General features: G+C 47.7%; 17 protein-coding genes. 13 read left to right on the top strand and 4 right to left on the bottom strand.

Annotated features, from left to right (window positions below; translation table 11 throughout):
• Positions 1-248 precede the first annotated feature (248 nt).
• From KOD92_RS01295 to KOD92_RS01280, 4 genes are all read left to right on the top strand, one after another.
• Positions 249-1,934 (top strand): sensor histidine kinase, encoded by a 1,686-nt coding sequence (locus KOD92_RS01295; RefSeq protein WP_215231714.1) that lies wholly within the window; start codon positions 249-251, stop codon positions 1,932-1,934.
• Between the two features lie 6 nt (positions 1,935-1,940).
• Positions 1,941-2,711 carry a response regulator transcription factor gene (locus KOD92_RS01290; RefSeq protein ID WP_215231713.1) on the top strand — a complete coding sequence of 257 codons (771 nt, stop codon included), beginning with the start codon at positions 1,941-1,943 and terminating at the stop codon, positions 2,709-2,711.
• Between the two features lie 87 nt (positions 2,712-2,798).
• Positions 2,799-4,661 (top strand): heparinase II/III domain-containing protein, encoded by a 1,863-nt coding sequence (locus tag KOD92_RS01285; protein ID WP_215231712.1) that lies wholly within the window; start codon positions 2,799-2,801, stop codon positions 4,659-4,661.
• A 104-nt stretch (positions 4,662-4,765) separates the two neighbouring features.
• The gene (locus KOD92_RS01280) at positions 4,766-5,263 is read left to right on the top strand and encodes a GyrI-like domain-containing protein (protein ID WP_215231711.1); all 498 of its coding nucleotides are present in this window, start codon (positions 4,766-4,768) and stop codon (positions 5,261-5,263) included.
• 22 nt (positions 5,264-5,285) lie between these two features.
• Here the strand turns inward: KOD92_RS01280 and KOD92_RS01275 are convergent, their stop codons facing one another.
• Positions 5,286-6,179, bottom strand: coding sequence for a DUF808 family protein (locus KOD92_RS01275; protein WP_215231710.1), 894 nt, complete (start codon positions 6,177-6,179; stop codon positions 5,286-5,288).
• Positions 6,180-6,426: 247 nt separating this feature from the next.
• Between KOD92_RS01275 and KOD92_RS01270 the strand changes: the two genes are divergently transcribed.
• Both KOD92_RS01270 and KOD92_RS01265 read left to right on the top strand, forming a co-directional pair.
• Complete coding sequence (locus KOD92_RS01270; RefSeq protein ID WP_215231709.1) at positions 6,427-7,128, top strand: response regulator transcription factor; 702 nt, start codon at positions 6,427-6,429, stop codon at positions 7,126-7,128.
• Complete coding sequence (locus KOD92_RS01265; protein ID WP_215231708.1) at positions 7,128-7,469, top strand: Hpt domain-containing protein; 342 nt, start codon at positions 7,128-7,130, stop codon at positions 7,467-7,469. The genes KOD92_RS01270 and KOD92_RS01265 overlap by 1 nt, the downstream gene beginning before the upstream one ends.
• Here KOD92_RS01265 and KOD92_RS01260 read toward each other — a convergent pair.
• Entirely contained in the window at positions 7,466-13,090 is a 5,625-nt protein-coding gene (locus tag KOD92_RS01260; RefSeq protein ID WP_215231707.1) for a hybrid sensor histidine kinase/response regulator, read from the bottom strand. The genes KOD92_RS01265 and KOD92_RS01260 overlap by 4 nt on opposite strands.
• Positions 13,091-13,278: 188 nt before the next feature.
• Here KOD92_RS01260 and KOD92_RS01255 point away from each other — a divergent pair, with 188 nt between their 5' ends.
• Both KOD92_RS01255 and KOD92_RS01250 read left to right on the top strand, forming a co-directional pair.
• The gene (locus tag KOD92_RS01255; protein ID WP_215231706.1) at positions 13,279-14,529 is read left to right on the top strand and encodes a styrene monooxygenase/indole monooxygenase family protein; all 1,251 of its coding nucleotides are present in this window, start codon (positions 13,279-13,281) and stop codon (positions 14,527-14,529) included.
• Positions 14,530-14,579: 50 nt separating this feature from the next.
• Positions 14,580-15,587, top strand: a complete 1,008-nt coding sequence (locus tag KOD92_RS01250; protein ID WP_229254474.1) for a class I SAM-dependent methyltransferase — start codon at positions 14,580-14,582, stop codon at positions 15,585-15,587.
• Between the two features lie 60 nt (positions 15,588-15,647).
• On the opposite strand, the gene KOD92_RS01245 is transcribed toward KOD92_RS01250, so the two are convergent.
• Positions 15,648-19,544 carry a hybrid sensor histidine kinase/response regulator gene (locus tag KOD92_RS01245; RefSeq protein WP_215231705.1) on the bottom strand — a complete coding sequence of 1,299 codons (3,897 nt, stop codon included), beginning with the start codon at positions 19,542-19,544 and terminating at the stop codon, positions 15,648-15,650.
• Positions 19,545-19,772: 228 nt separating this feature from the next.
• Between KOD92_RS01245 and KOD92_RS01240 the strand changes: the two genes are divergently transcribed.
• Positions 19,773-20,195 (top strand): response regulator, encoded by a 423-nt coding sequence (locus KOD92_RS01240; protein ID WP_215231704.1) that lies wholly within the window; start codon positions 19,773-19,775, stop codon positions 20,193-20,195.
• A gap of 45 nt (positions 20,196-20,240) precedes the next feature.
• Here KOD92_RS01240 and KOD92_RS01235 read toward each other — a convergent pair whose 3' ends face one another.
• Positions 20,241-21,566 (bottom strand): hypothetical protein, encoded by a 1,326-nt coding sequence (locus tag KOD92_RS01235; RefSeq protein WP_215231703.1) that lies wholly within the window; start codon positions 21,564-21,566, stop codon positions 20,241-20,243.
• Between the two features lie 206 nt (positions 21,567-21,772).
• On the opposite strand from KOD92_RS01235, the gene KOD92_RS01230 reads away from it, so the two are divergent.
• From KOD92_RS01230 to KOD92_RS01215, 4 genes are all read left to right on the top strand, one after another.
• The gene (locus KOD92_RS01230; protein ID WP_215231702.1) at positions 21,773-22,228 is read left to right on the top strand and encodes a PA2169 family four-helix-bundle protein; all 456 of its coding nucleotides are present in this window, start codon (positions 21,773-21,775) and stop codon (positions 22,226-22,228) included.
• Between the two features lie 78 nt (positions 22,229-22,306).
• Positions 22,307-22,684, top strand: a complete 378-nt coding sequence (locus KOD92_RS01225) for a hypothetical protein (RefSeq protein WP_215231701.1) — start codon at positions 22,307-22,309, stop codon at positions 22,682-22,684.
• 87 nt (positions 22,685-22,771) lie between these two features.
• On the top strand, positions 22,772-25,141 hold the full coding sequence (locus KOD92_RS01220; protein ID WP_215231700.1) for a TonB-dependent receptor: 2,370 nt from the start codon (positions 22,772-22,774) through the stop codon (positions 25,139-25,141).
• A 19-nt stretch (positions 25,142-25,160) separates the two neighbouring features.
• Entirely contained in the window at positions 25,161-26,276 is a 1,116-nt protein-coding gene (locus KOD92_RS01215) for a PepSY-associated TM helix domain-containing protein (RefSeq protein ID WP_215231699.1), read from the top strand.
• Positions 26,277-26,289: the final 13 nt, after the last annotated feature.

Below are 26,289 nucleotides of genomic sequence, written 5' to 3'. Positions count from 1 at the left end.
TTGTACATTGTAATTTGAAAAGAGGGGTGATGGAACGATTGATCTTATAGCAAAAAGCTATATTGTTTTCAAAACAATTGTTTTTGCGCAGCGACCGGTAAAAAATTTCCGAATAGCCGGAAAATCATTCCGAATCCTGAAAAACCACTGATCAATCCGGAGGGGCGGATACCATTCACTGCGGAAGCGCATTTGTTTTTTGTATGAATAGAAATACTTTGCTGTTCTGCTTGCTAGCGCTTTGCCGAATGTCCCTCTATCAGACGGTTTACGCACAAAATAATTCCAAAACGGCTTACCAGCGTCTTTTTCAAACCCAGCAGGATTACAAAGCGGCGTTGCTGGCAGGCGATTCGGCGCAGATTGCGGAAGAATGTTATCTGCTTGGCAAGCGGTTTATGGGAATAGACAATTATGCCAAAGCCCAGCAGTGGCTGCTCAAATCGCTGAGTTTGCGAACACCCCACGGACCGTCGGAGGATATTGGCAAGATATATCTCCGGCTTTCGGAAACGCAGCACGAACTGCACAATCTCTCCGCGTCAAAAAAGTACGCGCAGCTTGCGCATTCCAACTTTATAGCGGCCAAATCTCAAAAAGGACTGGCAGCGAGCAATCGCGCGCTCGGAGACCTGGAAAGGCTGACTTCACACGAGAGTGCTGATCCTGCAAAGTCGCTGGACAGCTCGGCACGCAGTTTCGGGCGGTCGCTGGCTATTTCCAGATCACTCGGGGATTCGGTCGATATGGCGATCACTTACGAGTCGATGGGACATTTGTATATCTTAAAGAAGGATGTTCCGACCAGTCTGAACTACTACAACAATGCGGCTAATATTTACCAACAAAAAGGCATGATCTATAACGTAGCGGCACTGTCGGAACGGGTTGCGCGGAATATGCTGATGATGGATAATTTGCCGGAAGCTAAAAAATGGCTGGACCGCGCGCTTGTGGCCGACGGTGGAAATAAACGGAATAGCAAAGACGAGGAGTTGCTACTGGTGACCCAGGCGCTTTATTTCGAAAAAATAAATGACTGGAAAACAGCATTTAAATACAACAGCGAAGTGCTCGCCCTCAAAACCCGGAACCTCAATGAAACGCAGCAGGAATCGATCACAAATATTAACCTCGCCTACGAAAATGAGCTGAACCTCGCTGAAATGGCGGCGCAGAAAAAGCAGCATATTTTACAGAAAAGACTGACAAATACGCTATTGATACTGTTCTCATTTACAGGAATTGCCTGCATTCTTTTCTACCTCCTTTTTGTCAAATACCGCAAAACAAGCAGGGAAAACGCGATGCTGGTGAAGGAACAGAATCACCGTACCAAAAACAATCTGCAATCCGTTTCCGACCTGCTGAGCCTTCAAATGTACAATATGTCCGATCCTGAGGCGATTGAGGCAATGGAGGAAAGCTTGCTGCGCGTCCAGGCTATGACGCTCGTTCACCGCAGTCTGTACCAGGGTGAGGAGCTGGTTTACATTGGCTTAAATCAATATATTCCCGACCTGATCAATATGGTATTGCAGTCGTACCGGCGCGAAAATGTGCGCACTTTCTATGCGATCGACCCGGTGCTGCTCCACACAGATCACGCGATCTCGCTGGGTCTTTTTGTGAATGAACTGACGACCAATTCCTGCAAATATGCTTTTGCCAGCCACACTTCACCGGAGCTGAACGTCAGCTGCCGGATGAAAAATGAGGAAATGATATTTACGTTCCGCGATAATGGCGCAGGCATAGCTTCGGAACTGACACAAAACAAGGGTTTCGGCCTTAAACTGATCCATATCCTGGCCGAGCGGTTGAAAGGGAAGATCGACATTTTAAACCGTGATGGATTTGCATTTTCACTTTCATTTAAAGCGGAAATCAAACCGGCAGCGGCCCATTTTACAGACAGGCTCAAAGTATCGTAACAAGTAATGGAATCCGGCAAAAATATTCTCATCGTAGAAAATGACCCGCTACTAGCTGCCAGCATGGTATTGGGTCTGGAAAAGGAAGGATTTACGATTGCCGGGACAGCCGCGACGCTGACTGCGGCGACGGATCTGATGCGGAGAAAACCGGTCGACCTGGCTGTGATCGATATTCAGCTCGACGGGCCCGAGGATGGTGTCGCTACTGCTTTGGAACTGAACAGGATCAGGTGGGTCCCGATCATTTATATAACCGGCAATACACCGCTGGAAGTGAAAGAGAGGCTGAGAAAGACTTTTCCGGCTGCATTTCTTGAAAAGCCGCTGCGTATGCGTGAGCTGTCTGTACAGATTGATCTGGCTTTAAATAACTTTCATTCAGGCAACATTTTCGGCACGCAGCCGGTGGAATCGGATCATATTTTCCTCCCTTCCAATCAGGGGTATATTGGAGTTAAATTGAAGGAAATCCTTTATATCAAGGCTGATAGGGTACATTCGCAGCTTTATCTGAGCCCTCAGGAATTTGAGCGGCTTTTTCCGGAAAAGAAATACAATCCTGTTTTAATTACGATTAATAAAGGCGCTATTCTGCCCAAACTTCCGTCGTTTTTCTACCAGCTCACGCGCTCATTTGTGATCAATCTGAACGAAATATACCGTTTCGACGCGTCGAGGTTATTTATCCAGAATAAAGAAATACCTATTCCGGAAGGCAAAAGAAAAGAGCTGATGAATATCCTGCTGGTGGTAAAAAATCAAAAAGTATCGTGAGTTTTTGTAAAGGAAATCACGCCTAAACGGCTGACAATTAGATTTCCTTGCTTAATATTACTGTCACACTAATGGAATCCTCCGGCAATGAGACAAATCGTTATACTTTTTCTGGCCTTGCTGACTTTTCTGGCGTGCCGGGGGCAGCGCGAGCCGAATCCCGGCGAAGGAAAACCGGTTACAATGCATCCCAGGCTGCTTTTACTGGAAGGTGAGGAACAGCAGATTATGGCGCAAATCCAAAAGTACCCCGAATGGAATACGCTTCATCAGGAAATTATCACTGAATGCAACAGGATGCTCACCCTGCCTCCGGTAGAGCGGGTACTGACCGGAAAAAGGCTGCTGGATCAGTCCCGGGAGTGTTTGCGGCGGGTTTTTCAACTGTCCTACGCGTATCGAACGACCAAAAACGAGCAGTATCTACGGCGGGCGGAAAAGGAAATGCTGGCCGTAGCTGCATTCCAGGACTGGAACCCGACACACTTTCTGGACGTGGCCGAAATGACAATGGCCGTCGCGATCGGTTATGACTGGCTTTATGCTGGACTTTCGGCGGATTCGAGGAGCAAAATCTCAGAGGCGATACTAAAAAAAGGCATCGAACCTTCGTTCGATGACAGATATAATGATTTTTTGACGCAGGAGCACAACTGGAACCAGGTTTGCAATGCCGGGATCGCTTTTGGCGCATTGGCGATCGCAGCGGATCATCCCGAAATTGAATCAAAAGTGGTAGAACGCGCCGTGGCTTCGATACCGAAAGCAATGCTGCCATCTTACGAACCCGACGGCGCTTATCCCGAAGGATTCAGCTATTGGGAATATGGAACGAGCTTTAACGTGCTGTTTATTAGTGCGATAGAAAAAGCGCTTGGGAAAGATTTCGGCCTTTCGCAAACGCCGGGTTTTTTGAAAACGGCCGGCTTTCTGCAAAATATGATCGGTCCTACCGGCCTGGCGCACAACTGGGGCGACAGCGGATTGAACGATGGATTGAGTCCTGCCATGTTCTGGTTCGCTGAAAAAAACAAAGATCCTTCACTGCTCTGGACACAGAAAAAACGACTCTCCCAAAAAATAGGTAACAACGTCCATAACCGAATTTTGCCAGCTCTCCTGATCTGGGGTGCAAAAACAAGTCTGGACGCAATTAGTCCACCTGCGAAAAGGCAGTGGATCGGGCAGGGACCTTCGCCGGTGGCACTTATGCGCAGTTCATGGACAGATCCGAATGCGATTTTTGTCGGATTAAAAACAGGCTCTCCGGCTGTCAACCACGCACACATGGATATCGGCTCTTTCGTGATCGACGCGCAGGGTGAGCGGTGGGCGATGGATTTTGGCATGCAGGACTATAATTCGCTCGAACAAAAAGGGGTCGATCTCTGGAACCGCGCGCAAAATTCTCAGCGCTGGGAAGTATTCAGGTTGAACAATTTTGCACATAATACCTTGTCTTTCAATGGACAGCTTATGAATGCAGGCGGCTTCGCGAAGATTGATTCATGGCTTGACACTCCGTCGCAACTGGCTGCGATCACCGACCTTTCCGATATGTATGCCGGGCAAATTAATAGTGCCAAACGCGGGATTGCGATTCGTGACGATAAGTGGGTTGTGGTAAGGGATGAGGTGCAAACCGGGGATAAGCCGGCCAAATTGCGCTGGAACCTGCTGACCGCCGCGAACGTGAAAATCATCGACGACAAAACCGTGGAATTGACGCAAAAAGGAAAAACAATGCTGCTGGTGTTCCAGACGAATGCGAAGATCGAGATCAAAACGTGGTCTACGACGCCGCCGAATGACTATGACGCGCCCAATCCCAATACCACGTTTGTTGGCTTCGAGGTAACCCTGCCTGCAAATTCTTTCGAAATGTTCAATGCAATTTTTTCGCCTTCGGGCGCGCTTCCGCAGGTCAATCCGCTCGTCGACTGGAAATGAGGTTACCAGCCTGTCGCGTATTACCCTGTTATTTGTCGTAATTGGCCACTTAGGGTTGTGATTTGAATGGGTTAATTTGCCTCGCAACTAAACCAGACGTCAAGATGCTTTCAGAACCAATCTCCGGTCACCGAAATGAGCGGCATTACGTAGCTATCGCCAAGACTGTTCACATGCACGATATTCCTGATACGCTGCCCCCGCTGATCCCGGTGGTAAAGCAATGGATGCAGGAAAGAGGTATTGAAGCTGCGGGGCCGGATTTCTTTTTATACAAATCAATGAACGATCGCGGCGAGCTGGATTGCGAAGCCGGGTTTTCTGTCGGTCAGGCAGTGGGGGGCGACGATCTTGTGATTGCGGGCAGTTTTCCGGCGGGTAATTACGCGAGTCTCGTTTATACCGGGGATTTCAAAGATATGATGCAGGCGCACGTCGCGCTGGAAAACTGGATCAAATCGGAAGGACTGACTGAAAAAAAGGTGGAGGCTGACGGCCGCACGGACTGGGGCGGACGCACCGAATTTTATCTGGTTGATCCTGACTTTGAGCCGAATCCGGATAAGTGGCAGACAGAAATTGTTTTTCAGTTAGAAGACTGATTTCTGTCTGCCGGTATGTATGTTAGTGGGCTGCGCCAGCTGGTTTTTTCTTGAAAAAAAGTTTTTTGAAACCGGTAAAAACTAAAAATGCGATCAGTCCCGCAACCAGTCCGGCAATGAATTCTTTGACGATAGACGGCAGATTTGGAAAAAGGTGGTGCAGCTGTTCAATATTATGGACAAATATCCCGCCTGCAACCAATATAAGTGCTACCGTACCCACAGCACCGAGCACCTTGATCATAATCGGAAGTGCTTTTACCAGCACGTGGCCAACTTTTGACAAAAAACCTTTGTCGTTTGATCTTTTGATCAGCTTGTAACCCGCATCGTCGGATCTCACGATCAGTGCCACGATCCCGTAAACGCCAACTGTTGCCAGCAACGCTACTGCCGAAACGGTCAGTATCTGTATGGGGAGGTTTTCGGCTGCAACGCTGCCCAGCGCGATAATGACGATTTCTATTGAGAGGATAAAGTCCGTGGTCACTGCGGATTTGACTTTCGTCTTTTCGTTTTCGGCGGCTGTGGCAGCACTTTGCTCTTCGATCACTTTCACAGCGGACTGCTCTTCCTTGGGATGAGGGAAAAAGTATTCGATTATTTTTTCAACCCCTTCATAGGCCAGATAAAGTCCCCCAAGAAGCAATATGTATGTGATCGCAGCCGGCAGGAATGCGTTGAGCAGCAGCGCAACGGGAACGATGATGAGCTTATTGAGGAATGAACCTTTGGTGATAGCCCACAAAACGGGCAGTTCTCTTTCGGATAAAAAACCGGTTGCTTTTTCTGCATTCACGGCCAGATCGTCCCCGAGAATACCGGCCGTTTTACGCGTTGCTACTTTGGTTGCCAGCGCAACGTCGTCCATTAGAAAAGCGATATCATCTAAAATCGCAAAAAATCCTGATGCCATGTTATGTTTTAATTACCGGAAAACCTTATAAAAAACCGATCCAGTGCCTGCGTTTGGGACGTTTGAGTGCCTGTTTCGGGTACGAAGGTAGTTAAACCGATTGTTTACTTACGCTTTTACGGAAACCGGTAATTGAACCAATATTTATACCACTGAATAAGAACTTAAAAAAAGCCGGAGCCCTCGGCTATATTGTCTTTAGATTTGCGCCTTTAGTTGTTGCCCATTTGCACTTAACGCCAATACAATGGAAACGCCACACCTGCTATTGATCGACGATGAGGTCCAGTATAGCGAATTGACCAAGGAATATCTCGAAATGAAAGGCTGCAAGGTTATGCTCAAGCATGATGGCCAGGCCGGGCTCGATGCCTTTAAACTGCATTCATTTGACCTGTGCGTACTTGATATCAAGATGCCGAAGAAAGACGGGTTCACGCTGGCCGGGGAGATCAAGGAGATCAAAGAAACTACACCTATTATTTTCCTGACCGGCCAGTCGCTGAAAGAAGACAAGATCAAAGGGCTGACGATCGGCGCCGACGATTACCTGACCAAACCGTTTAGTATGGAGGAATTATATCTACGGATACGCGCCATTTTGAAAAGGGTGAAAGTGCAGGAAAAGACCATTGCGATCGATCAGTATCAATGGGGGCTGTCCAAATTTGAGCCGGAACTTCGCGAACTGACCGTGACCGGCGAGAAGATCAAGCTTACTTCCATAGAATCGAAACTGCTCAAAATGTTCTGCGAGCATCAGAACAAAGTACTCACCCGCGATGCCGCGATGATGGGGATATGGGGAGATGAGGAGCATTACCGGGGATATAGTCTGAATGTGTACGTGAGCAAGCTGCGCAAGTTTTTAAAGCCGGATCCGTCTGTCGAAATCCTCAATTTGCACGGGGAAGGCTATAAGCTCATTTACAAACGAAGCGATAGCTGATGATAGATCTGGCCCTGTTGAGAAACCTGATGTCGGGCGATGAAAAGCTGGTTCTGCATTTTGTTTCTATATTCAAATCGCAGGTTCCCGGCCAGGTTGAATCACTTCCGGCACTTTGTGCGGACCAAGACTGGGAAGCACTTTCAACCGCGCTTCACAGTCTTAAAACGCAGTTCAATTATGTAGGTTTAACTGAGTTTGCCGGGCAAATGGCGGAAATGGAAGAAAGTGTCGATAGTGGCGAAACGGACACAATAGCTTCACAAATCGCCGCTTTTCAGCAGAAATTCGATATTTTCTGGCACGCAGAGTTTTCCGGTGAATCGAATAGCCTTTCTTAGGAAGTTGGCTCAGTTTGTATCGCGCCTTTCAGCAATTTCCTGATTTTGTATTTCAATTTTTTTGCTTCAATGGGTTTGGTGATGTAATCGTCCATACCCGCGTCCCGGCACTTTTGCGCTTCGGCCGGGTTCGCATTTGACGTAAAGGCGAGGATGGGTATATGCCTGTCTTTTTCGCGCCCGCGGATCGCTCTGGTAGCCTTGTATCCGTCCATAACCGGCATTTTTACGTCCATTAATATAATATCAAAACTAGCTTCGTCGAGCTTTCTGAGTGCATTCTCGCCATTATCTGCGATCGTCACACGTACATTCTGGATAATTTTTTTCAAAGTTTCTTCCGCCACGACCTGGTTGAATAGATTGTCTTCCACCAGCAATATGCTCACATCGGCAAGATTGCTATCCTCTTCGCCGTCTTCCACATGATCGCCCGGACTGCAAACTTCGAAGGTGAGGTTGAAGCTGAATCTTGTTCCTTTTCCTAACGTACTTTTGACCTGCATGCTGCCGCCTTGCTCTTCTACCAGCTTTTTGGCAATGAACAAGCCCAATCCTGTTCCGGATTGTTTGGTATTCAAATCATCGTCAATACGGGTGAAAGTTTCAAAAATATAGGCCAGCTTGTCCTCTGCAATTCCAATCCCGGTATCAGTTACTTCAAATAGCAACTCTTCGTTCTCGCGATCTTTATTCACCACACTTACTTTAATCGACACAAGACCATTATCTGTAAATTTCACTGCATTACCGGCCAGGTTCAGCAATATCTGATGCAGCCTGATCGGGTCGCCGATCAGCTGCTGGCTCACATCTTCGTCGACGGTAACTGCCAGTTTTAGTCCTTTTTCTTCTGCTATTACTCTCAGAATGTAGCCCAGCCGGTTCATCCGGTCGCGTACCTGGAAGGGTTTATTGACAAATGAAAATTTGCCTGCTTCGATCTTGGAGTAGTCCAGAATATCGTTGATGATCGCCAGCAGATTTTCAGAAGAATACCGGATTCCCTTTGCGTACTCGGTTTGCTTGGCGTCGAGCTGCGTGTCGAAAATGAGCTCGGACATACCCAGAATCGCCGTCATCGGTGTCCGGATCTCGTGGCTCATATTGGCAAAAAACTGTTCTTTAAATTTCGATTTTTCCTCTACCAATAGCTTCTGGCGCTCTATTTCTTCCTTCTGAACCTGAATCTCGGCTGTTCGCACAGCCACTTTCTGTTCCAATTTTTCATATAAGATTGCATTTTCGATGGACACCGCGATCTGGCCGGAAAGGAGCTTTAATAGTTGTGTACGCTCGTTGGTGAAAACGGCAGTGGCGAGATTATTTTCAAGATATAGTACACCCACCAGCTTCCCCTGGTTCAGTGCCGGAATGCACAATACCGAGCGAATTTCCCGCTGCATCACAATGGGGTCGTTTTTGAATGCATCACTGGCGAGTGCATCGTGCAGCACTACGTCAGATTTTGTATTAAAAACGTGTTCTATCATGCTCGCCGGAAGTTGATCTGAGTCTGCAAGCCGTATTTTTCGTATTTCACTCGCTCCGTCAATCACTGATCTCCTGGCTTCAATATACAGTTCTCCACCCCAATCGAGCAGGAAGTAACCCGACTGTGCGCCTGCATTTTCAATGGCAAACTGCATTAGTTTTTCCAGTAACCTGCCAAACACGACCTCGCTCGAAATGGCGGTGGACGTTTTCATGAGCGTAGCCAGATCCAGTGTTGATACAATGCTTTCTCCCGCTCCGTTCTTGGGCGAAATAACGGCTGCATGATCCTGAAAACCCTGCGAAAGTGCGGGGAATTCGGCCAGTAATTTTCTTTCTTTAATTACGCAGCCCCATTCCCGGTAACCGTCCAATGCCACGCTCAGGTAACTCAGCGCCATTTTAATCTGACCTTTTTCTTGCCAAAATTTACCACAAAGCTCATTAGCCAGCGCAGCTTCATGCAAATGACCATTTTCAATTCCGGTTTTTATGGCCTTGTCATAGTAAGCTACTGCTTGTTGCGTGTTGCCTTTTGCAGCAAAAAGCTCCGCCTCCATCAGATAGAAGCGGTGTTCCAGATTAACAGGGACTTGCCGGGAAAGCTTCCGGATCTTGTCGCGGTGTTTTGCAGCCGTTTTTAAATAGCTATTATTTCCTGCTTTTCTGTAAAGCGCAATATTAAGGAGGCCGAAGAAGAACGAAAAAAGGGATTCAAATTGACTTCCGCGAACATTACCCTCAAATGCGTCCGCATGCCGCGTCAGTGCCAGCCCTCTTTCCAGTTCTCCCGACAGATAGGCCAATGCCAGTTTATACGCGAAACACACAAACATCCGGGAGTTATTTTTCAATGCAAAAATTCCCGAAAACGATTCGCCTTCATCAAAATATTCGCCGGTCAAGACAACAGGATCTTCGTTTTCACCAAGCAGATTGGATGCGATCTGGGTCAGGGGTTCATTATGATGTGATACTGCTCCTTTTGAGAGTGAGCGGGGCAGCTGGTTGTAGCGAAGTATTTCGTGCTTAACCCAATGCAGGTTTTTCCCGGAAAGCAATAAATGGAAGCTGTAAGTACTTGAAGCATAGGAGCAATATTCCACGTCACCCATTTCGATACCTGTCTGGTAAGATACCCGCAGCGGTTCCAGTACCTCGTTGGTATGCTGCCCCGACGACCTGTTGACGATATTATAGATCAGCAGCGTGCGCGCTCTGGCGGCCGAATTCTCAAACCGGTCAGCCAATTTCAGGGCCACATTTCCATACCGGTAACAGGCGTCGTGGTTGTATTCGATTGCATTTACAATAGCTCCGTAAGTCGCGAAGGTAATTGCCGATTCGGGTGCAATGCCATATTTCAGCGACAATTCCACCATTTTCAGCACCATCAAAGGATATAGTTCGGGAATAGCCGAGAAAGAAGCGGCTGTTATATTTTGCAAAAAGCGCATGGCGGCCAATTGATTTGGCGCTGTCATTTGAGGCAGGGTTTCGAGCGCTTCAATTTTTTTTCCCCGCATCAGCCACTTGGATTTCAGATATGCCGAGGCGGTATGCCATTTTTTGATCTTTGCAGGGAAGGTCACATTCAGTTCTTTCAGTACTTTTAATGAAAGTGATATCGCTTCAAATGGCTGCTCGTGAAATATCAGGCTTTGGATCTGGATCTGGTAAAATTTGATCTTATCCTCATTTTTGGCAGCAATTAATGCAGTTTCAGCTACCTCCATGCAGGTTGCGGCGTCGCCGGCGAGGTAAGCGCTTTCGGCCAGGTGGAGGTGGAGATCGAGAGCGAGCTGGTAAGCATCAGTCCAGTCTGCAGACACCAGGAGCTCTTTTCCAATCCTGAAATAGGCCATTGCCACGGAGTAGGCTGCCGACGAACGTGCTTTTTTACCAGCTTCAAAATTCAGTTCCGCAATTTTGTATCGCTCCCCGGGTTGAGCAAAGTACTGGTGGTGATTGAGGTGATTGACGATCTCAAAAAGCTGCTCGTAACGTTCAGCCGCGGAAAGCCTTTCAAGTAAAAAATAGCCGATATTCACATGCAGCTCATTTCTGGCTTCAACCGACAGCAGGTTATAAGCTGCCTGCTGCACCTGATCGTGGACGAAATGGTAGCGTTTGACATTTAGAAATCGCGTTCCATTGCCCCGCTCGTCGGAAAGTTGCAGCAAATTTTCAGCGACGGCTTCCCGCAGATCCTCCGATATTTCCTGCGGCGTCTTGTCATTCAATGCGGAAAGTATGAGCAGATCGAAATCCGAGCCGATGCAGGACGCGGTAACCAATGCCTGGCGCGCCGGTTCCCGCAGATTGTTGATTTTTGATGTTAATAGTTGCTGCGACGATCCTGATAAAGCATACCCTCTCACTTCGTGCTGGTCCCAGGTCCATTTGCGAAGCTTAGGATTATATCTCACCAGCTCATTGGAAACCAGATCTTTGAGTGTTTCAGATACAAAAAAAGGATTGCCTAAAGTGCGCGTGAAAACCATATCGGCCAGTTGGGCAGCAACTTTCGGCGGACAGGAAAAGGTATCCGAAATGAGTGCGGTAATGTCGGCAGGTTGTAGCGGATATAAGGTAAGCTGGGATAAATTCGAAGCTGCTGTATCCAGTTCTTTCAATGCCGTTCTCAATGGATGCTTTTCTGAAAGCTCATTGTCACGGTAAGTTCCTGTTATGAAGAGGTTTGAGCCTTCCACCGAATAGGTAACGCGGCTCAGAAAACGCAGACTCGAAGGGTCGGCCCAATGCAGATCATCCAGAAAAATAACCAGAGGATGTTCCTTTTTTGTAAATACATTAATAAAGCCGGTAAATACGTTCACAAACCGGTTCTGCGCTTCAATAGGAGTCAAAATTTCCACCGCCGGCTGCTTTCCGATCATTTTTTCCAGATCGGGAATTACGTCGACGATTATCTGGCCAAACTGACCTACTGCATCCAGGATCTGCGCTTTCCAATAGGTTGCGTCCTGATGAGATATTTTGCAAATGAGTTCTTTAAAAGCCTGTATAATCGCCTCAAAAGGAACATTTTGTAGATATTGATCAAACTTTCCCGTAATAAAAAGCGCACGCGGTTCCACCTGCTTTTGCAGCGCTCGGATCAGTGAGGATTTACCAATACCCGAATTTCCCGACACTAAAAACATTTCATTGCGGTCGCCGGAGCGTTCAAACGCTGCAAGCAGCAATTCCAGCTCGCGGTCTCTTCCATACAATTTTTCGGTAATGCCAAACTGGCCGGGAAAGTCGTGCCCGCCAATCTGGAACTGTGTATTCGGGCTTTTTTTGTGAAAATTTTCCAGGCACGTCGCCAGGTCAGCCCGTATTCCTCTGGTAGTCTGGTAACGGTCGGAAGGTCTTTTAGCTATCAGCTTTAAGATAATGTTTGAAATACAGGAAGGGATTTCCGGATTAATAGTCGACGGATTCGTCGGTGTGCGCGCCATGTGTGCGTGTACGAGCTCATTGGGATCTGCATTTTCAAAAGGCAGCACACCTGTGAACAGCTGGTAGAACATCACGCCCAGGTTGTAATACTCTGAGCGAAAGTCTACCGGCGTATCTGTAAGCCCGCTTTGCTCGGGCGACATGTATTGCAATGCGGTCAGGTTCGTATTCCTGCCTGCATTTTGTTCCTTCCTGTCCAAACCAGCGGCGCTGCTCAAGTCGGTCAGGCGTGCCTGGAATGTTTCGGGATTGACGAGAAAGTGGGCCGGGCGCAAATCCGAGTGGGAGATCCCATGGTATTGCAGCTCTTCTGCGATCAGCGTAAGAGAAGTGGCCAGGTGAAGCGCCGAGGGAATAGAGAGGCGGTTTCCGGTCAGGAAACTTTCGAGGCTGCATCCTTCAAAATCATCCATTTCGAGCACCAGATAGTTCTCAGGCCTTAAAATCCGGGTATAATTCAATATCCCTGTAAAAGAAAATGTGCTTCCGAAAGCAAATTCCTGTTCGATTTCCTGACAAGCCGGGTCCAGCATTCCGGTAAATGGAATGGTCTTCAAAATCACATTTTTCCCTGATATACCGTCCACCGCGCGTACCAGCGATTTGTTAAGGTCTTTGTATAGTTCGGCCGTGATCCGGTATTTCTCGATGATTGTCATGGAAGAGCGTGAGGTTGCGTAAAACGTTGTGTTTCAAAGTAAAGCAAAATTCGCTTTCGGGTACTATCTTTCAATTCTCAGGGTTTAATTTTAATAATTTTTTATACTTTTTAAGGAGTTGTTACGACTTGGCCGCTTCGGCACATATTATCTTTGCTACTGTCAAAACGAGATCAAAAACACAGAATATGAGAAAGATAGCAATCATGGGAGCAGGACAGTCGGGGTTACACCTGGCGATCAGACTTGTAAAAAGCGGGTACGACGTAACGGTCATTTCGGAACGCTCGGCAGAGGAGATATTCAACGGCCCGCCGACGGGTGCTACCTACCTTTTCCACGATACACTTCAACTCGAGCGCGAGCTTGGGCTGGACTTTTGGAGCGACACCGCATACCATTCCACAGGTTTTAATATCAATTTCGGAAAGCCTGACGGTAACTTTGCTTTCGGCATCAGCTCCCGCACCAGCAAGCCCGGTGCGTCCATTGACCAGCGCCTTAAATTTTATCAGTGGATCAAGCTTTTCGAAAAACTGGGAGGTAAATTCATCGTCAGCGACACTACACCGTCCGACCTGCTTGCTTGCACAGCTCAGTTTGATCTGGTAATTGTATCTTCCGGAAAAGGTCCACTTGCGAGGCTATTCACCAAAGACGAAGATCGCTCGACGCACGAAAAGCCCGCACGCAAACTGGTGCAGCTACATATTAACGACTTTGACCAACCAGAAAAAACAAAATTCACGTCCATTACCCTGGATGCATTAATGGGGTGCGGGGAAATTATCACTGCGCCGTTTTATCAAAAAGACGATATTCAGTGCTCGTTTATTCTCATTGAGGCTATTCCTGGTGGCCCGATGGATGTTTTCGATGAAGCCACAACGGCTTCCGAGCTGCTGGTGAAGGCGAAAGAAATGATCCGTACCTACCTCCCGTGGCGTTACGCGGCTTTTGAAAATGCAGAAGTGATCGCCGATAATGCATTTTTGAAAGGTTCATTTACGCCGGTAGTGCGCAAGCCGGTAGTACAACTCAACTCCACTGCCGCGGTGCTGGGGGTAGGAGATACGGTGATTTTGAACGATCCTATTGTGGGCCAGGGAGGAAACAATGCATCCAAAATGGCGAATGCGTACGCGAAATCGATCATCGCCAGAGGGGACAAACCTTTTGATGTGGCGTGGATGAATGAGACTTTCGAAGGGTTTTGGGATTATTCCAAATACGTGAACCGGTTCTCTGACATTTTTCTGGCTCCTGCCAAGCCACATGTGGTGGAGGTATTGGGGGCCGCTACGCAGAACCCTGATATTGCGTCCGATTTTGTAAACGGATTTAATCACCCGCCTGCACTTTTTCCCTGGCTGGACGATGCGGATGCGGCGCGGGAATATCTGACCGCCAAAATGCGCAATGCAGAGCCCGTGATGTAAGATGCTTTTCGGATAAACTGTTTTTATTTACTCAAACGTAAAACTACTTAATGAACAATCTCAACTTCGCATCCCCCGTGGTTGCAGAACGGGAGACCTATGTCTCCATGCAACAAACAAAAGTTCCTGTCATCCAGTCGCAAAGCATTTCCCTGTTGCATGAAATGGTTGCGAGGGGCGGCCCTGAGCCGGCAGATTACCCGCTTTTGGATCAGTTGATGCAGCAATTGTACCGCATGCAGCAGAATGGGTACATCAGCGAGTCACAGACAGCCTTCCTGCAAAGCATTTTTGACGAAGACTTTCTGGCCAATACCATTCACGGATACGTTTATCGGAAACCGTTAGGATATGCCGGCGACTATGCGCTGATCGATATGATTTATACCTACGATAGTTTCGGCCACCCCGGCTTTGAAAAATGGGACCGTTACTTTCACGATCAGGCAGCCACGCAGGCAGTGCGCAACCGGAAGGATTTCTTTAAGCAGAATATGCTGGAAAAACTGAAAGGCAGAAATGGTGTTCTTAATTTGCTGAACGTCGCCAGCGGCCCTGCCAGGGATTTATTTGAACTATACCAGACAATAGATCCGGATACGTTAAAGGCAACCTGCGTAGATATTGATTCCCGCGCAGTAGCTTTTGCTGGCGATCTTTGTAAAGCCTACGAGAGCCAGATCAGCTTTCGACAGAAGAATATTCTGCGTTTTTCGAGTGCGGAGAAATACGATGTGATCTGGTCGGCCGGACTGTTTGATTATTTTGAGGACAAGATTTTTGTAATAGCTATCAAACGCTTGCTTACTTTTCTGAAACCAGGCGGAGAGATATTGATCGGTAACTTCTCGGAAAATAATCCCAGCAGAGGTTATATGGAAATTTTTGGGGAATGGTTGCTGATCCACAGAAGTGCGGAGGAGTTAACCCGGCTTTCAATGGAAGCGGGCGTACATCCTGCGAATATATCCGTGGAGCAGGAGCCGCTGGGAATTAATCTGTTCCTGAGAATACGAAGTGCAATACCCGCTGGACAAGCTGCATTGTGCATGAACTAGACGTGGCTTTTTTCATCTCGCTAGCTCCATTCTAAATCTTGGATTCGCCGGTAGGAAACGCTATTGCAGGTCGGGTTGAAGCATTTGGATCTTGTAGAATGCCTTTTTGAGCACACTTTTGAGCGCTTCCAGTTTCATCGGTTTGGTTGTGTAATCGTTCATTCCAATGGCGAAGCACCTGTTCCGGTCTTCACTCATGGCGTTGGCAGTCAGGGCTACAATATAGGGTTTGCACCCATTTCTCTCGCGGATGATCTTTGTAGCCTGAAGTCCGTCCATTTCCGGCATTTGCAAATCCATCAGGATAACATCGTAAGTGTGCGCAGTGAGGTTTTCCAGCACCTCCAATCCGTTGCTCACCATGCTGATTTCGTATCCGAGTTTGTTCAGTACATATTCAATGAATTTCTGATTGACAAGGTTGTCTTCCGCCACCAGGATCCGCAGTGGATAATGCAGGGCAAAATCGAGTTCCAGTACCTTCGCGCTCGTGTTCTGTCCCGGGATCGTCCTGCTCTGGTCTGAGATATTGTCTGTGTAACCGGTCACGATATTGAATCGGAAGGAAGATCCTTTTCCATATTCACTTTCTACCCAGATCACGCCGCCCATTAAGCGCACGAGTCTTTCGCAAATGACCAGCCCCAGCCCGGTGCCGCCGTATTTGCGGTTAATGGAAGAGTCGACCTGGGAAAATGCCCGGAACAGGTTCGGAATACTGCTTGTGATGATGCCGATACCGGTATCCTTCACGGTAAACCCGACGCGGACCTGGCTGGATTCCAGCTCGGTTTCCAGACACACGTCAATCGTAACCTGTCCGCGATCGGTGAATTTGAGTGCATTATTGATCAGGTTTGTTAATATCTGTTTTAACCTCGAACTGTCGCCTACCAGGAAATGCGGAATACGCTTATCAATGGAATATTGGAGGTCAATACCCTTTTGCGAAGCTTGCAAAACAAATAGCTGCAAGATTTCTTCCATCGTGATCCGAAGTTCGAATTCGTGGGCTTCCAGGTCCAGCTTACCCGATTCGATTTTGGAAAAGTCAAGAATGTCGTTGATCACGTTGACCAGCGTTTCGCCGCATGCTGAAATGGTCCTGGTGTAGTCCCGCTGCTCGGTGCTGAGCTCAGTTTCAGACAGTAAGGCCGTCATTCCGATCACTCCGTTCATAGGTGTCCGGATCTCGTGGCTCATCGTGGCAAGGAATATGCTTTTGGCGTGATTGGCGCGTTCGGCTTCTTCCCGGGCGAGCTGCGCCTGGCTGTGCTGATCGTAAAGTTCTTCCGTTTGCGCGCGCAGTTCCTCCGATTGCGCCTGCAATTCCTCGTTCAGTGCCTGTAAATGTTCAGACTGTGCATGTAATTCTCCGGCCTGATTCTGGACCATAGTTGTGCGTTCTTCAACAAGCGATTCCAATGTTGCCTTTTGCCGCATAATTGCTGCAACCCGGAGTCTGTATAGAAGGTAAATAATGCAAGCCAAAGACAGAAAGCTCAATGCGCGAAACCACCAGGTTGCCCAGAAAGGAGGTTTAACTACGATAGCAAGGCTTTGCTGCCTTACTACCCAATCTCCCGAAATGTTCTGCGCCTTTACTTGGAAAGCATATTCCCCCGGCGGCAGGTTGGTGTACACAGCCGCGTTTTTGCTCCCCACATAATTCCAATCCTCTTCAAATCCTTCCAGATAATAGGCATAATTTCTTCGGGAAGACGTAAAATCCAGCGCTGCATAATCAATGGAAATAAAGGACTGATTATACGACAAAGTAAGCCGCGTGGCATCGGCGATCTCAGTATCCAGAACTGGTGCGATATTGTCTGGATTCACCACCTTTGCATTTTTATTGAGGATCTTAAAACTGGTGATCACAATAGGATAAGTAGCCTGCTTGCGGTCGATACGCTGCGGGTTAAACTTATTAAATCCTTTAAGACCACCGAAATACAAGTTTCCCTGCCTGTCTTTATAAGCTGCTTTTTGCTTGAATTCCCGGCCCTGCAATCCAAATTCAACCGGATAATTCTCGAATTTTTCACGCGCCGGATCAAACTTTGAGAGTCCGCCTTTCGCACTGATCCAAAGCATGCCCGAATTGTCTTCCACAATCGCCTGCGTCACATTATCGATCAGCCCGTTCTCCGTCGTATACCTTTTAAACTTTTGGTTCGCCGGGTCAAAGCGGACCACGCCTTTTAATGTAGACAGCCACAAAATGCCATTTCTGTCCTCCGCAATGCAGTTAACGGCCCCGTTGAAAACTTGCTTTCCTACCGCAACCTGAAATCTTGTGAACGAATCTGTCTCCGGATGATACCTGTTCAGTTGCCCTTCGTCGGTACCGATCCACAATGTCCCCTTCCTGTCGACCAGAAAACAATTCACAGTATTGTCCGACAGCGTTTTTACATCATCGGGATCACTGAGGTAATGTTTAAATTTTTTTGTAGCCGGGTCAAAAACGTCGATACCTTCCCCGTAAGTGCTTAGCCACATTTTCCCATCCGACGCTTTGGCAATTGCATAAACGTTGTCAGAATACAGCGTGTTCGCAGCGCCCGGTTTATGCCTGTACACTTCCGCACGGCCCGTTTTCGGGTCGAGCACATTCAGGCCTGAGCCCCATGTTCCTATCCAAAGTTTACGCGCGTTACCAGGCACAATTGTGAGAACAAACCTGGCGGAAATTCCTTGTACCGGATTCTTTTTTGAAGAGGCAACAAACTGCTGCTTTGTGATATCGAACAGATTAATGCCCCCGCCGTCGGTCCCGATCCACATTTTTTGTTCTAGATCTTCATAAAAACAAAGCACTGCGTTGTTCGAAAGGCTATTGGCAGTTGCATTGCGCCGGAAGTGCTGGAAGCCGTTTTCGCGCTTGTAAATGTTGATGCCGCTGCTGAAAATGCCCATCCACAAGTTTTCCTGGCTGTCTTTGAAGATGCAGTCGACCGAATTTCCAGCGACGCTGCTCAGGTCAATTTCGTCGTGTATGTAAGATGTAAATGTCCAGCTGCGGGTATCCAGGATATTCAATCCGCCGTTTTCTGTTCCCATCCAGATGTCACCCTGACTCTCGCTGATGCTGGTAACGCTGTTGTTCGATAGACTGGCCGGGTTTCCGGGTTCGTTTTTAAATCGCCGGAATGTACCGTCGCCCGGCTGGTAAAGGTTCAGCCCGTTTCCATAAGTACCAATCCAGATGCGGCCTTTGGAATCCTGGAAAATAGAGCGCACTTCATCTCCTGAAAGCGAATTAGGCCGACTTTTATCAGTAATAAATCTCTTGAAAGAGCCTGTCTGCCGGTTCAGCAGATTCAATCCGGCGGAAGTGCCGGCCCAGATATTGTTGTTCTGGTCGCAATAAACTGTATTTACATTATTGCTGCTGAGGCTGTTGGCTCTATCCGGGTTAAAGTGGTAGCGCGCGGTCACGACCCTTTTCTCTATGTCAAAGAGATCTAATCCACCGGTTGTCGCGAGCCACAATTTTCCGTTTTTGTCAAAAACAATCTGATTAATGTAGTCGCCGGAGACACTATTCTTGTTGCTCGCGCTGAACATGTAGGCTATAAAACGCTTTCTCGTACAGTCGAGCATATTCAGGCCGCCTCCGCTTGTAGCAATCCAGATATTGCCTGCTTTGTCCTCTGTAATGCTCGTTACTGCATTGTTGGTCAGGCAGTTATTGTCTCCTTCTTCGTTTCTGTAAGTTCTGAATTCATGCCCGTCGTACCGACTCAATCCGGCGCTGGTACCTATCCATATAAAACCTTTGCTGTCCTGAAAAAAACAATTTACGTTATTATCAACCAGGCCATGTTCTGAGGATAAATGCCTAAAATGGAGGGGCTTATTCTGGCACGACGCCCGCAATGAGAAAAAGGATGTGAGCAGAATGTAAAGGAAAACACAACGATAGAACATCATGTTATTCTCAGCGGACATAAAATTACTTGTAAAGTTTTGTAGAAATATAAGTAGTTAATTTTATATTTTATCTCGTACAAAAGAAATTCTACATTTCAAGCACATTGAATCTATGTGAGGCGCGTCACGCTTGTTCCGCTGGCATTTTAATTCCCTATAACTTCCTGACGGGACTTCCTGAAAATATGATGATCTTCGCCAGCGCTATGGCATGTTTTAGTGCTTTTGCTTAAAGGATCATTAATTATGGATAAAGGCGGTACTATCATTATCATCGAAGACGACGAAGACGACCGGTTTGTCCTTGAAGAAGCATTTAAAGAGCTGGGGTTTCCTAACCAGAGAAGGTACTTTTCCGATGGTTTGTCTGCACTCGAATATCTCTACGAGAGCACCGACCGACCTTTCATTATCCTTTCTGATATTAATCTGCCAAAATTGAATGGGTTGGAGCTGAGGAAAAAGCTGCATACTGACGCAGAGCTGAACCTCCGGTGTATTCCCTATATTTTCTTTACAACTGCATTAAACCACCAGGCGGTAATCGATGCTTATAGTAGTTCTGCACAAGGTTTTTTTGTAAAACCAGGCGCCTTTCAAGAAGTTAAAGACACCGTCAGGGTGATCATCGAATACTGGAAGAGCTGCGCTGCACCGAATAACTTCTAAAATCGAATAGCCCGGAGAAAAGCAAACCGAGACTTACGTCATTCATCATTTAATATAAGCAGCATATTCAGTCAGGTTGATCAGCGGGATCTTTGAGCCGAAATGGGCATTGATCACCTTGATCGTTTCATTGGCTATAACCGCATTACCGATAGCCGAAGGATAAATGCCGTCGCCCGAGAAAAAATTACCGCCCGGCTTACCGCTGATTCTGTACCCATCTCCGGTCACATAACTACCTGCAAAAATCTGCTCATATATCTTTTCGAGATCCACAACGAGGAGCTTTTTGGTTTTTGCTTCCTCGCGGATCCGCTGATTGGTACCGCTGAGCGTAGCTGAGCTGTATTGTTCAGGGCTAGGGGGCCCTGACAGTTGTGTTTGCCAGGAAAAATAGGGTAAGTGCCTGAACGCCGGGATCGTATATACGACACCTTGCGAGCCTGCCCGCTGCGCCACCTCTGCAACTGAAATTGTTAATGCCGACGATTCGGATGAGGACATTGCCCAGTCAATCCCCCGCGTCGCTTCCTTGATATTAAGCTCTGCCCAGGTATCAAATCCAAAGCTGGAAATTACGATCGCAGGCTTTTTTGTGGCCACGCTGGTATTCAATAGATCCCAGTAAGTATCCTTGTTTTTATCTGCATTCGGTTTCATGCGCCAGAAAAAGATCATATCGTCTGTCCAGCCACGTCCGTCCGCACCATATATCCAGCCGTTCTCTTTGGGGGAAAGCGTGCCGCCGATACCGCCCTGATCCAACCGGGGCTCTGACATATTCTCAACATCACCTCCCTGATAAGGCACCATTTCCGGCACGTTGCTTCGCTTCGTAATAGCAAGGTTATTAGTCACTTCCGACCAGGTCGGGCTACCATTTCGACTTGTCTGAACAAAATAGCCTGTACCATTTCCGTGTTCCAGATCGAAAAGCGGCGATTTGAAATTTTTCAGACCCATTTGATGTGCGATCAGATTCGGAAAAGCAGTTTGCTGCCCGGCTCTGTAAAGTCCGCCGTTCATCCACCCGGCCGACATACCGTCACCAAATGCCAGCATAGGCGAAGGATTGCCAGTTAAAACAAGATTTCCAGGATCGAAAGCTGCTGCTTCGCGTGCGAGCCAGGGAAGCAACGGGCTGTCTTCGGGAGTTTTGGTAATTTGATCAGTAATAAATCCTTTGGCGAAATGCCGGTTCAAGAAAATAGGATCTTCCAGTTGGACGGGATTGTGCCCGGTGGCGGGAATGCTGTCCACACTTTCCTGCCCCTTTTCCGCTTCAATCACATCAACGGGCTTGCGGCAGGAGCTCATCGTGGAGAGAACAGCGGAACCGACTATTACTGCAATCCGGAGAAATTGTTTCATAATGCCTGGAACAAGGAAAGGGTGTAGTTAAAGTGATCAAAATTAACAAATTATGGGAATGTTTATCATTAAAATAAGAAAATCGGGGCCGCTCAGAATCGATTTTAAATACGCCTGGCAACGCTAATTATCAAAAAATTTATGCGGGCAGGAGGGTAGTGGCACAATATTCTTAGTAGAGCTATCAAACAAACTAAAAAACGATTATGGCAAGTCTCGAAAATGCGAATGGTTTAATTCACGATCTTATTGAGATCAACAATGACCGTGTAGCTGGTTTTGAAAAGGCGATTGAAGATATCAATGATGAAAATGTGGATTTGAAAGTGGTTTTTGAAGGTTATGCAATGCAGAGCCGCAAAAACGTTCAGGAACTTTCTGCGATTGCAGGTTCTGCGCCACATCTTGAAAATGAACAAAGTGTAAGCGGTACTTTGCACCGCGCATGGATTGACATAAAATCAATTTTCGGCGGAAGTGACCGTGCAGGTATTCTGTCGGAAGCTGAGCGCGGCGAAGATGCTATCAAAAAAGCGTATAAAGATGCGCTGGAAAGCAGTGATCTTCCGGCAGATGCTCGTGAACTGGTAAGCTCACAGGCGCAGGGAATCAATTCTGCGCATGATAAGATCAAAGCTTTGCGCGACGTTGCAAAAGCTTAAAATCTATTGGTAAAAATTAGCCGTCTCAATCGAGGCGGCTTTTTTTATGTGATCCATCGCTATATTTGCGCATAATCCATGCGAGTTACGTTGCTTTACATATGGCTCATCGTTACAATCCTGCCGACTTTTAGTCAGTGGGGTACTATCGCATATTATCACGTTAACAAGGATTACATTACCCGCGTGCTTTGCGAAAACCGCGACAAGCCGCAGCTGCATTGCGAAGGCCATTGCTACCTCGCGAAGAGACTGAAAGCGCAGGAGGAGAAAAAAGATCAGCAGACCGGCGAGCAGGTGCGTAATCTGCCCATATTGCATCTTTTTGCATCACCAGTCACCATATTTGAATTCCTTCCAAAGCCTATCGCTGACAATCAGCAACTTGCCTTTCCCTATCAGCTGGCCGCTTACCAGGCGCCGTTAGCCGTTGTTGTTCCCCCGCCTTGCGTTTAAATATCCCCTGACGCATTATTTATTAAAAACTTCAACCTGACTGCACCCGTTCGGCCTTCGAGCGGCGCGTTTATCATTGCATATCCAATGAAATTCAAATACCTGTTTATCCTTATTACCATTTTGTTTAATGGTTTGAAAACCAATGCTCAATCCGAACTGGGGGCGCTTAGTGGCCGCATTGTAAATGCAGACAACGAACCCGTGATCGGCGCTTCCGTTGCATTTCAGAATACCCCGGTCGGAACTATTACAGGAGCCGATGGGCAATTCAGCCTGGAACGTATTACGCCCGGATCTTACGTTCTGACCGTGTCTAATGTCGGATATATTGCTTATTCCCAGAGTCTTAAAATTGTGAAGGGGAAAAATCCATTTCTCAATCTACAACTTTCTGAAAGTCGCCAGGTGCTGACCGAAGTCGTCGTGAGCGCAGCGAGAAGTGCATACCAGGTTTCCGGTTCAAGCAGCTCGACGCGGCTGGACGTGCCGCTGCTTGAAACCCCTCAATCTGTGCAGGTAGTGTCTTCGGCCGTATTGCGCGACCGGCAGGCTTTTACCCTTAATGAGATCGCAGGCACATTCACGGGCATGAAAGCCAATAATGGAAACGGTTCTTTTCAGATCCGCGGCTTTACGGCTTACTCTCCAACCGATGCCAGTTTCTTGCTTTTTAACGGAATACGCGGCAATCTGTATCTATGGAGCCAGCAGCCTTTGCTGTACAATATAGAATCAGTAGAGTTGCTGCGTGGGCCTTCGGGAGCGTTGTTCAGTGAGGGTTCTCCCGGTGGTGTGGTCAATTTTATTACCAAAAAGCCATTATCTGAAAGACGGGCAACTGTGGATCTTTCTCTTGGAAGTTGGGGATTTGGAAGGGGATCTGTGGATTTTACAGGGCCGGTTTCCCGAGATAAAAAGCTCTTATATCGGGCTATTGTGGGATATGATCGCTCGGAAAGTTTTAGGGATTATCAAAATAAAAAAAACCTGTTCGTAGCGCCGTCGCTCACTTACCTGCCCAGCGAACGAACTTCCTTCAATCTTGAACTCAACTACGCTTACTCAAAGGCGGTGCAGCAATATGACAACGGAAGCTATATTCACTCCCGGCCCGACGGGACCTTCGATTTCAATTATTATCCCAAAAATCTGACGATACAAAGCCCGACGGATTACGGAAAAACGCACAATGCGTCGGCTACGCTGACATTCAACCACCAAATCAATGATAACCTGAAAGTGACCGTGGTGGAACGCGCTGTAAGAAATGTCCTTGATTACACAGATCATATTCCGGTGGGCAGGATTCGGAATGATTCGATCAGCCGCGGATTCCAGGATTGGGAAACAGACCGGTTTAGTTTGCAAACGACCGCATTTGCTACTTATACTGCCAAAACGGGCTTTTTGGGCCACCAGATTATCGTCGGGGCAGACTATAACCGCTATGGCTGGACGCAAAATGATTACAGTTACAAGTCTTCCACCCGGATCTCGATCCTCAATCCCGACTATACCGGCAGCATTCCCGACCCTTCGACGCCGGCAGACGAATCTGATGATAACAAGCGCATTACCAATCTGGCAGGCGCTTATGTCCAGGATCAGGTAAGTGTGGGGAGTAAATTAAAAGTGCTGCTTTCACTGCGTTATGATGATTATAATGGGAAGGAAACGCCTCTGTCAGATCGGGATAACAAGCAGGGAGACGAGCTAAAAACGTCAGGCTGGATTCCGCGGATCGCAGTCGTTTATTTGCCGGTAAAAAATCTATCAGTGTACGGAACCTACCTCAGATCATTCAATCCGCAGACTTCCAACAATGTGCTCTCGGGTGGGCCCTTCCCGACCCGGCAGGCGACGCAGTACGAAATAGGCACAAAAGCCGACCTGATCAGCAACCGATTGTCGACTACTTTGTCGCTTTACCAGATCAATTATGCCAATATCCTTACTGCTGCGCCGACGGAGGAAAACTCGCACCGGCAGGCAGCGATCGATGGCACACGCAGCCGCGGGGGAGAGTTTTCGATCGTTGGAAACCTTAACCGCTTGAGTTTAGTTGCGGGTTATGCATTCAACGAGCACGAACTGATCAGCACCACGACTTACGGAAAAAAAGGCGACCGTTTTGCCAATGCGCCCAAACATCAGATTAATTTCTGGGGTAAATATGCGCTACCTTCTCAGGCATTAAAAGGGCTGGGAATCGCCGCTGGCGTGCGATATGTGAGCGACCAGGTGGGCTTGCTGAGCAACCAGAATTTCGTTTTTCCATCATATACAGTGCTGGATGCGGCTATTTCTTACTCGCGCAACAGGTACCAGGTGCAGCTCAATGCGTATAATCTGGCCAACAAACACTATTTCACCGGAAGCCGGTCAGGTGTGACGACGGCGGGTCTTGGCGATCCGTTCAATATCCGGATCGGGGTTAGTTATCAACTCTGGTAATCCTGTGGCTGGCCTTTTTATGAAAAAATTCAGATTAAATCAAACCTTGTTCCGGCTCCACAGCTGGCTTGGGTTGATAACAGGGATATTCCTGATCCTGCTGGGACTGAGCGGCTCGGTACTCGTTTTCAAAACGGAGCTGGATCAGCTTGCAAATCAGGACTTGCTACACGTTTCGCCGCCAGAAACGGGTAATTCGGGAGATGCTTTAATGCGGTGCTATGAGACGATCACTTCCAGGTATCCCAACCTGGACGGGATCGCCTGGTTAAATCCGGCAGCCAGGCCCGACGAAGCTTACAATTTCAGGATCTACTTTAATGATAAGAAACTGTTGACTTACGATCTGGCGCTGATCTCATTCAATCCTTACACCGGCGCAATCCTGCGCGAAGGGCCGGCGACTGATTTTATGCCTAGCTTTATTGAGTGGTTGTTTCAGTTTCATTTCAGTTTTCAGCTGGGCATTCCGGGCGCGGCACTCACGGCCATATTTGGCATAACGATGCTGCTTTCGGTGCTCACCGGCGCGATCGTTTACAAGAAAATGATCTGGAAAGTGCTGACATTCCGCATTTCCCTCAACCGTAAAAACTGGCGGACTATCAGCTCCGATCTGCACCGGATCGTCGGGGTATGGTCGCTGGTTTTCAATGCGGTCATCTTTTTCACAGGTTTTTGGATGAATATGTTTGCCCTGGAAAAGAAGACCTGGGAAAAAGAAATCGTGGCGACCAAGCCCAATACATTCATGGCGGCGTCGGCAGATACTATGTACCGCACAGCGCTGAATGCTTTCCCGGATCTCGAACCAACCTATGCGTATCTGCCTACGCAGCCGGAACGTAAATTTGAAGTGAGGGGGTATGAAAAAGGTCAGTGGAAACTTTTCGGCGCCGGCAATTCCGTGCGGATTGACCAGCAGACGGGCAAGGTTTTTCAGGTAACCAAATTGGCTGACAAGTCCCTCGGAGAACGCATTGAAGCCACATTTCACCCTTTGCACGTTGGTAATTTTGGTGGAACAGCGGTGAAAATTCTGTACGCGATCATTGGGCTCACACCCGGCCTGCTGGCAGTGACGGGATTTATGCTCTGGTGGCGGCGGGTTCGAAAACCTTTCGTTTTTGCCTAAATTCGTGAAAATC

The sequence above is a fragment of the Dyadobacter linearis genome, from assembly GCF_907165045.1.
Lineage (GTDB): Bacteria > Bacteroidota > Bacteroidia > Cytophagales > Spirosomataceae > Dyadobacter > Dyadobacter linearis.
Note: the sequence above shows the minus strand (reverse complement) of the source record. Positions and strands in the feature narration are given on the sequence as shown.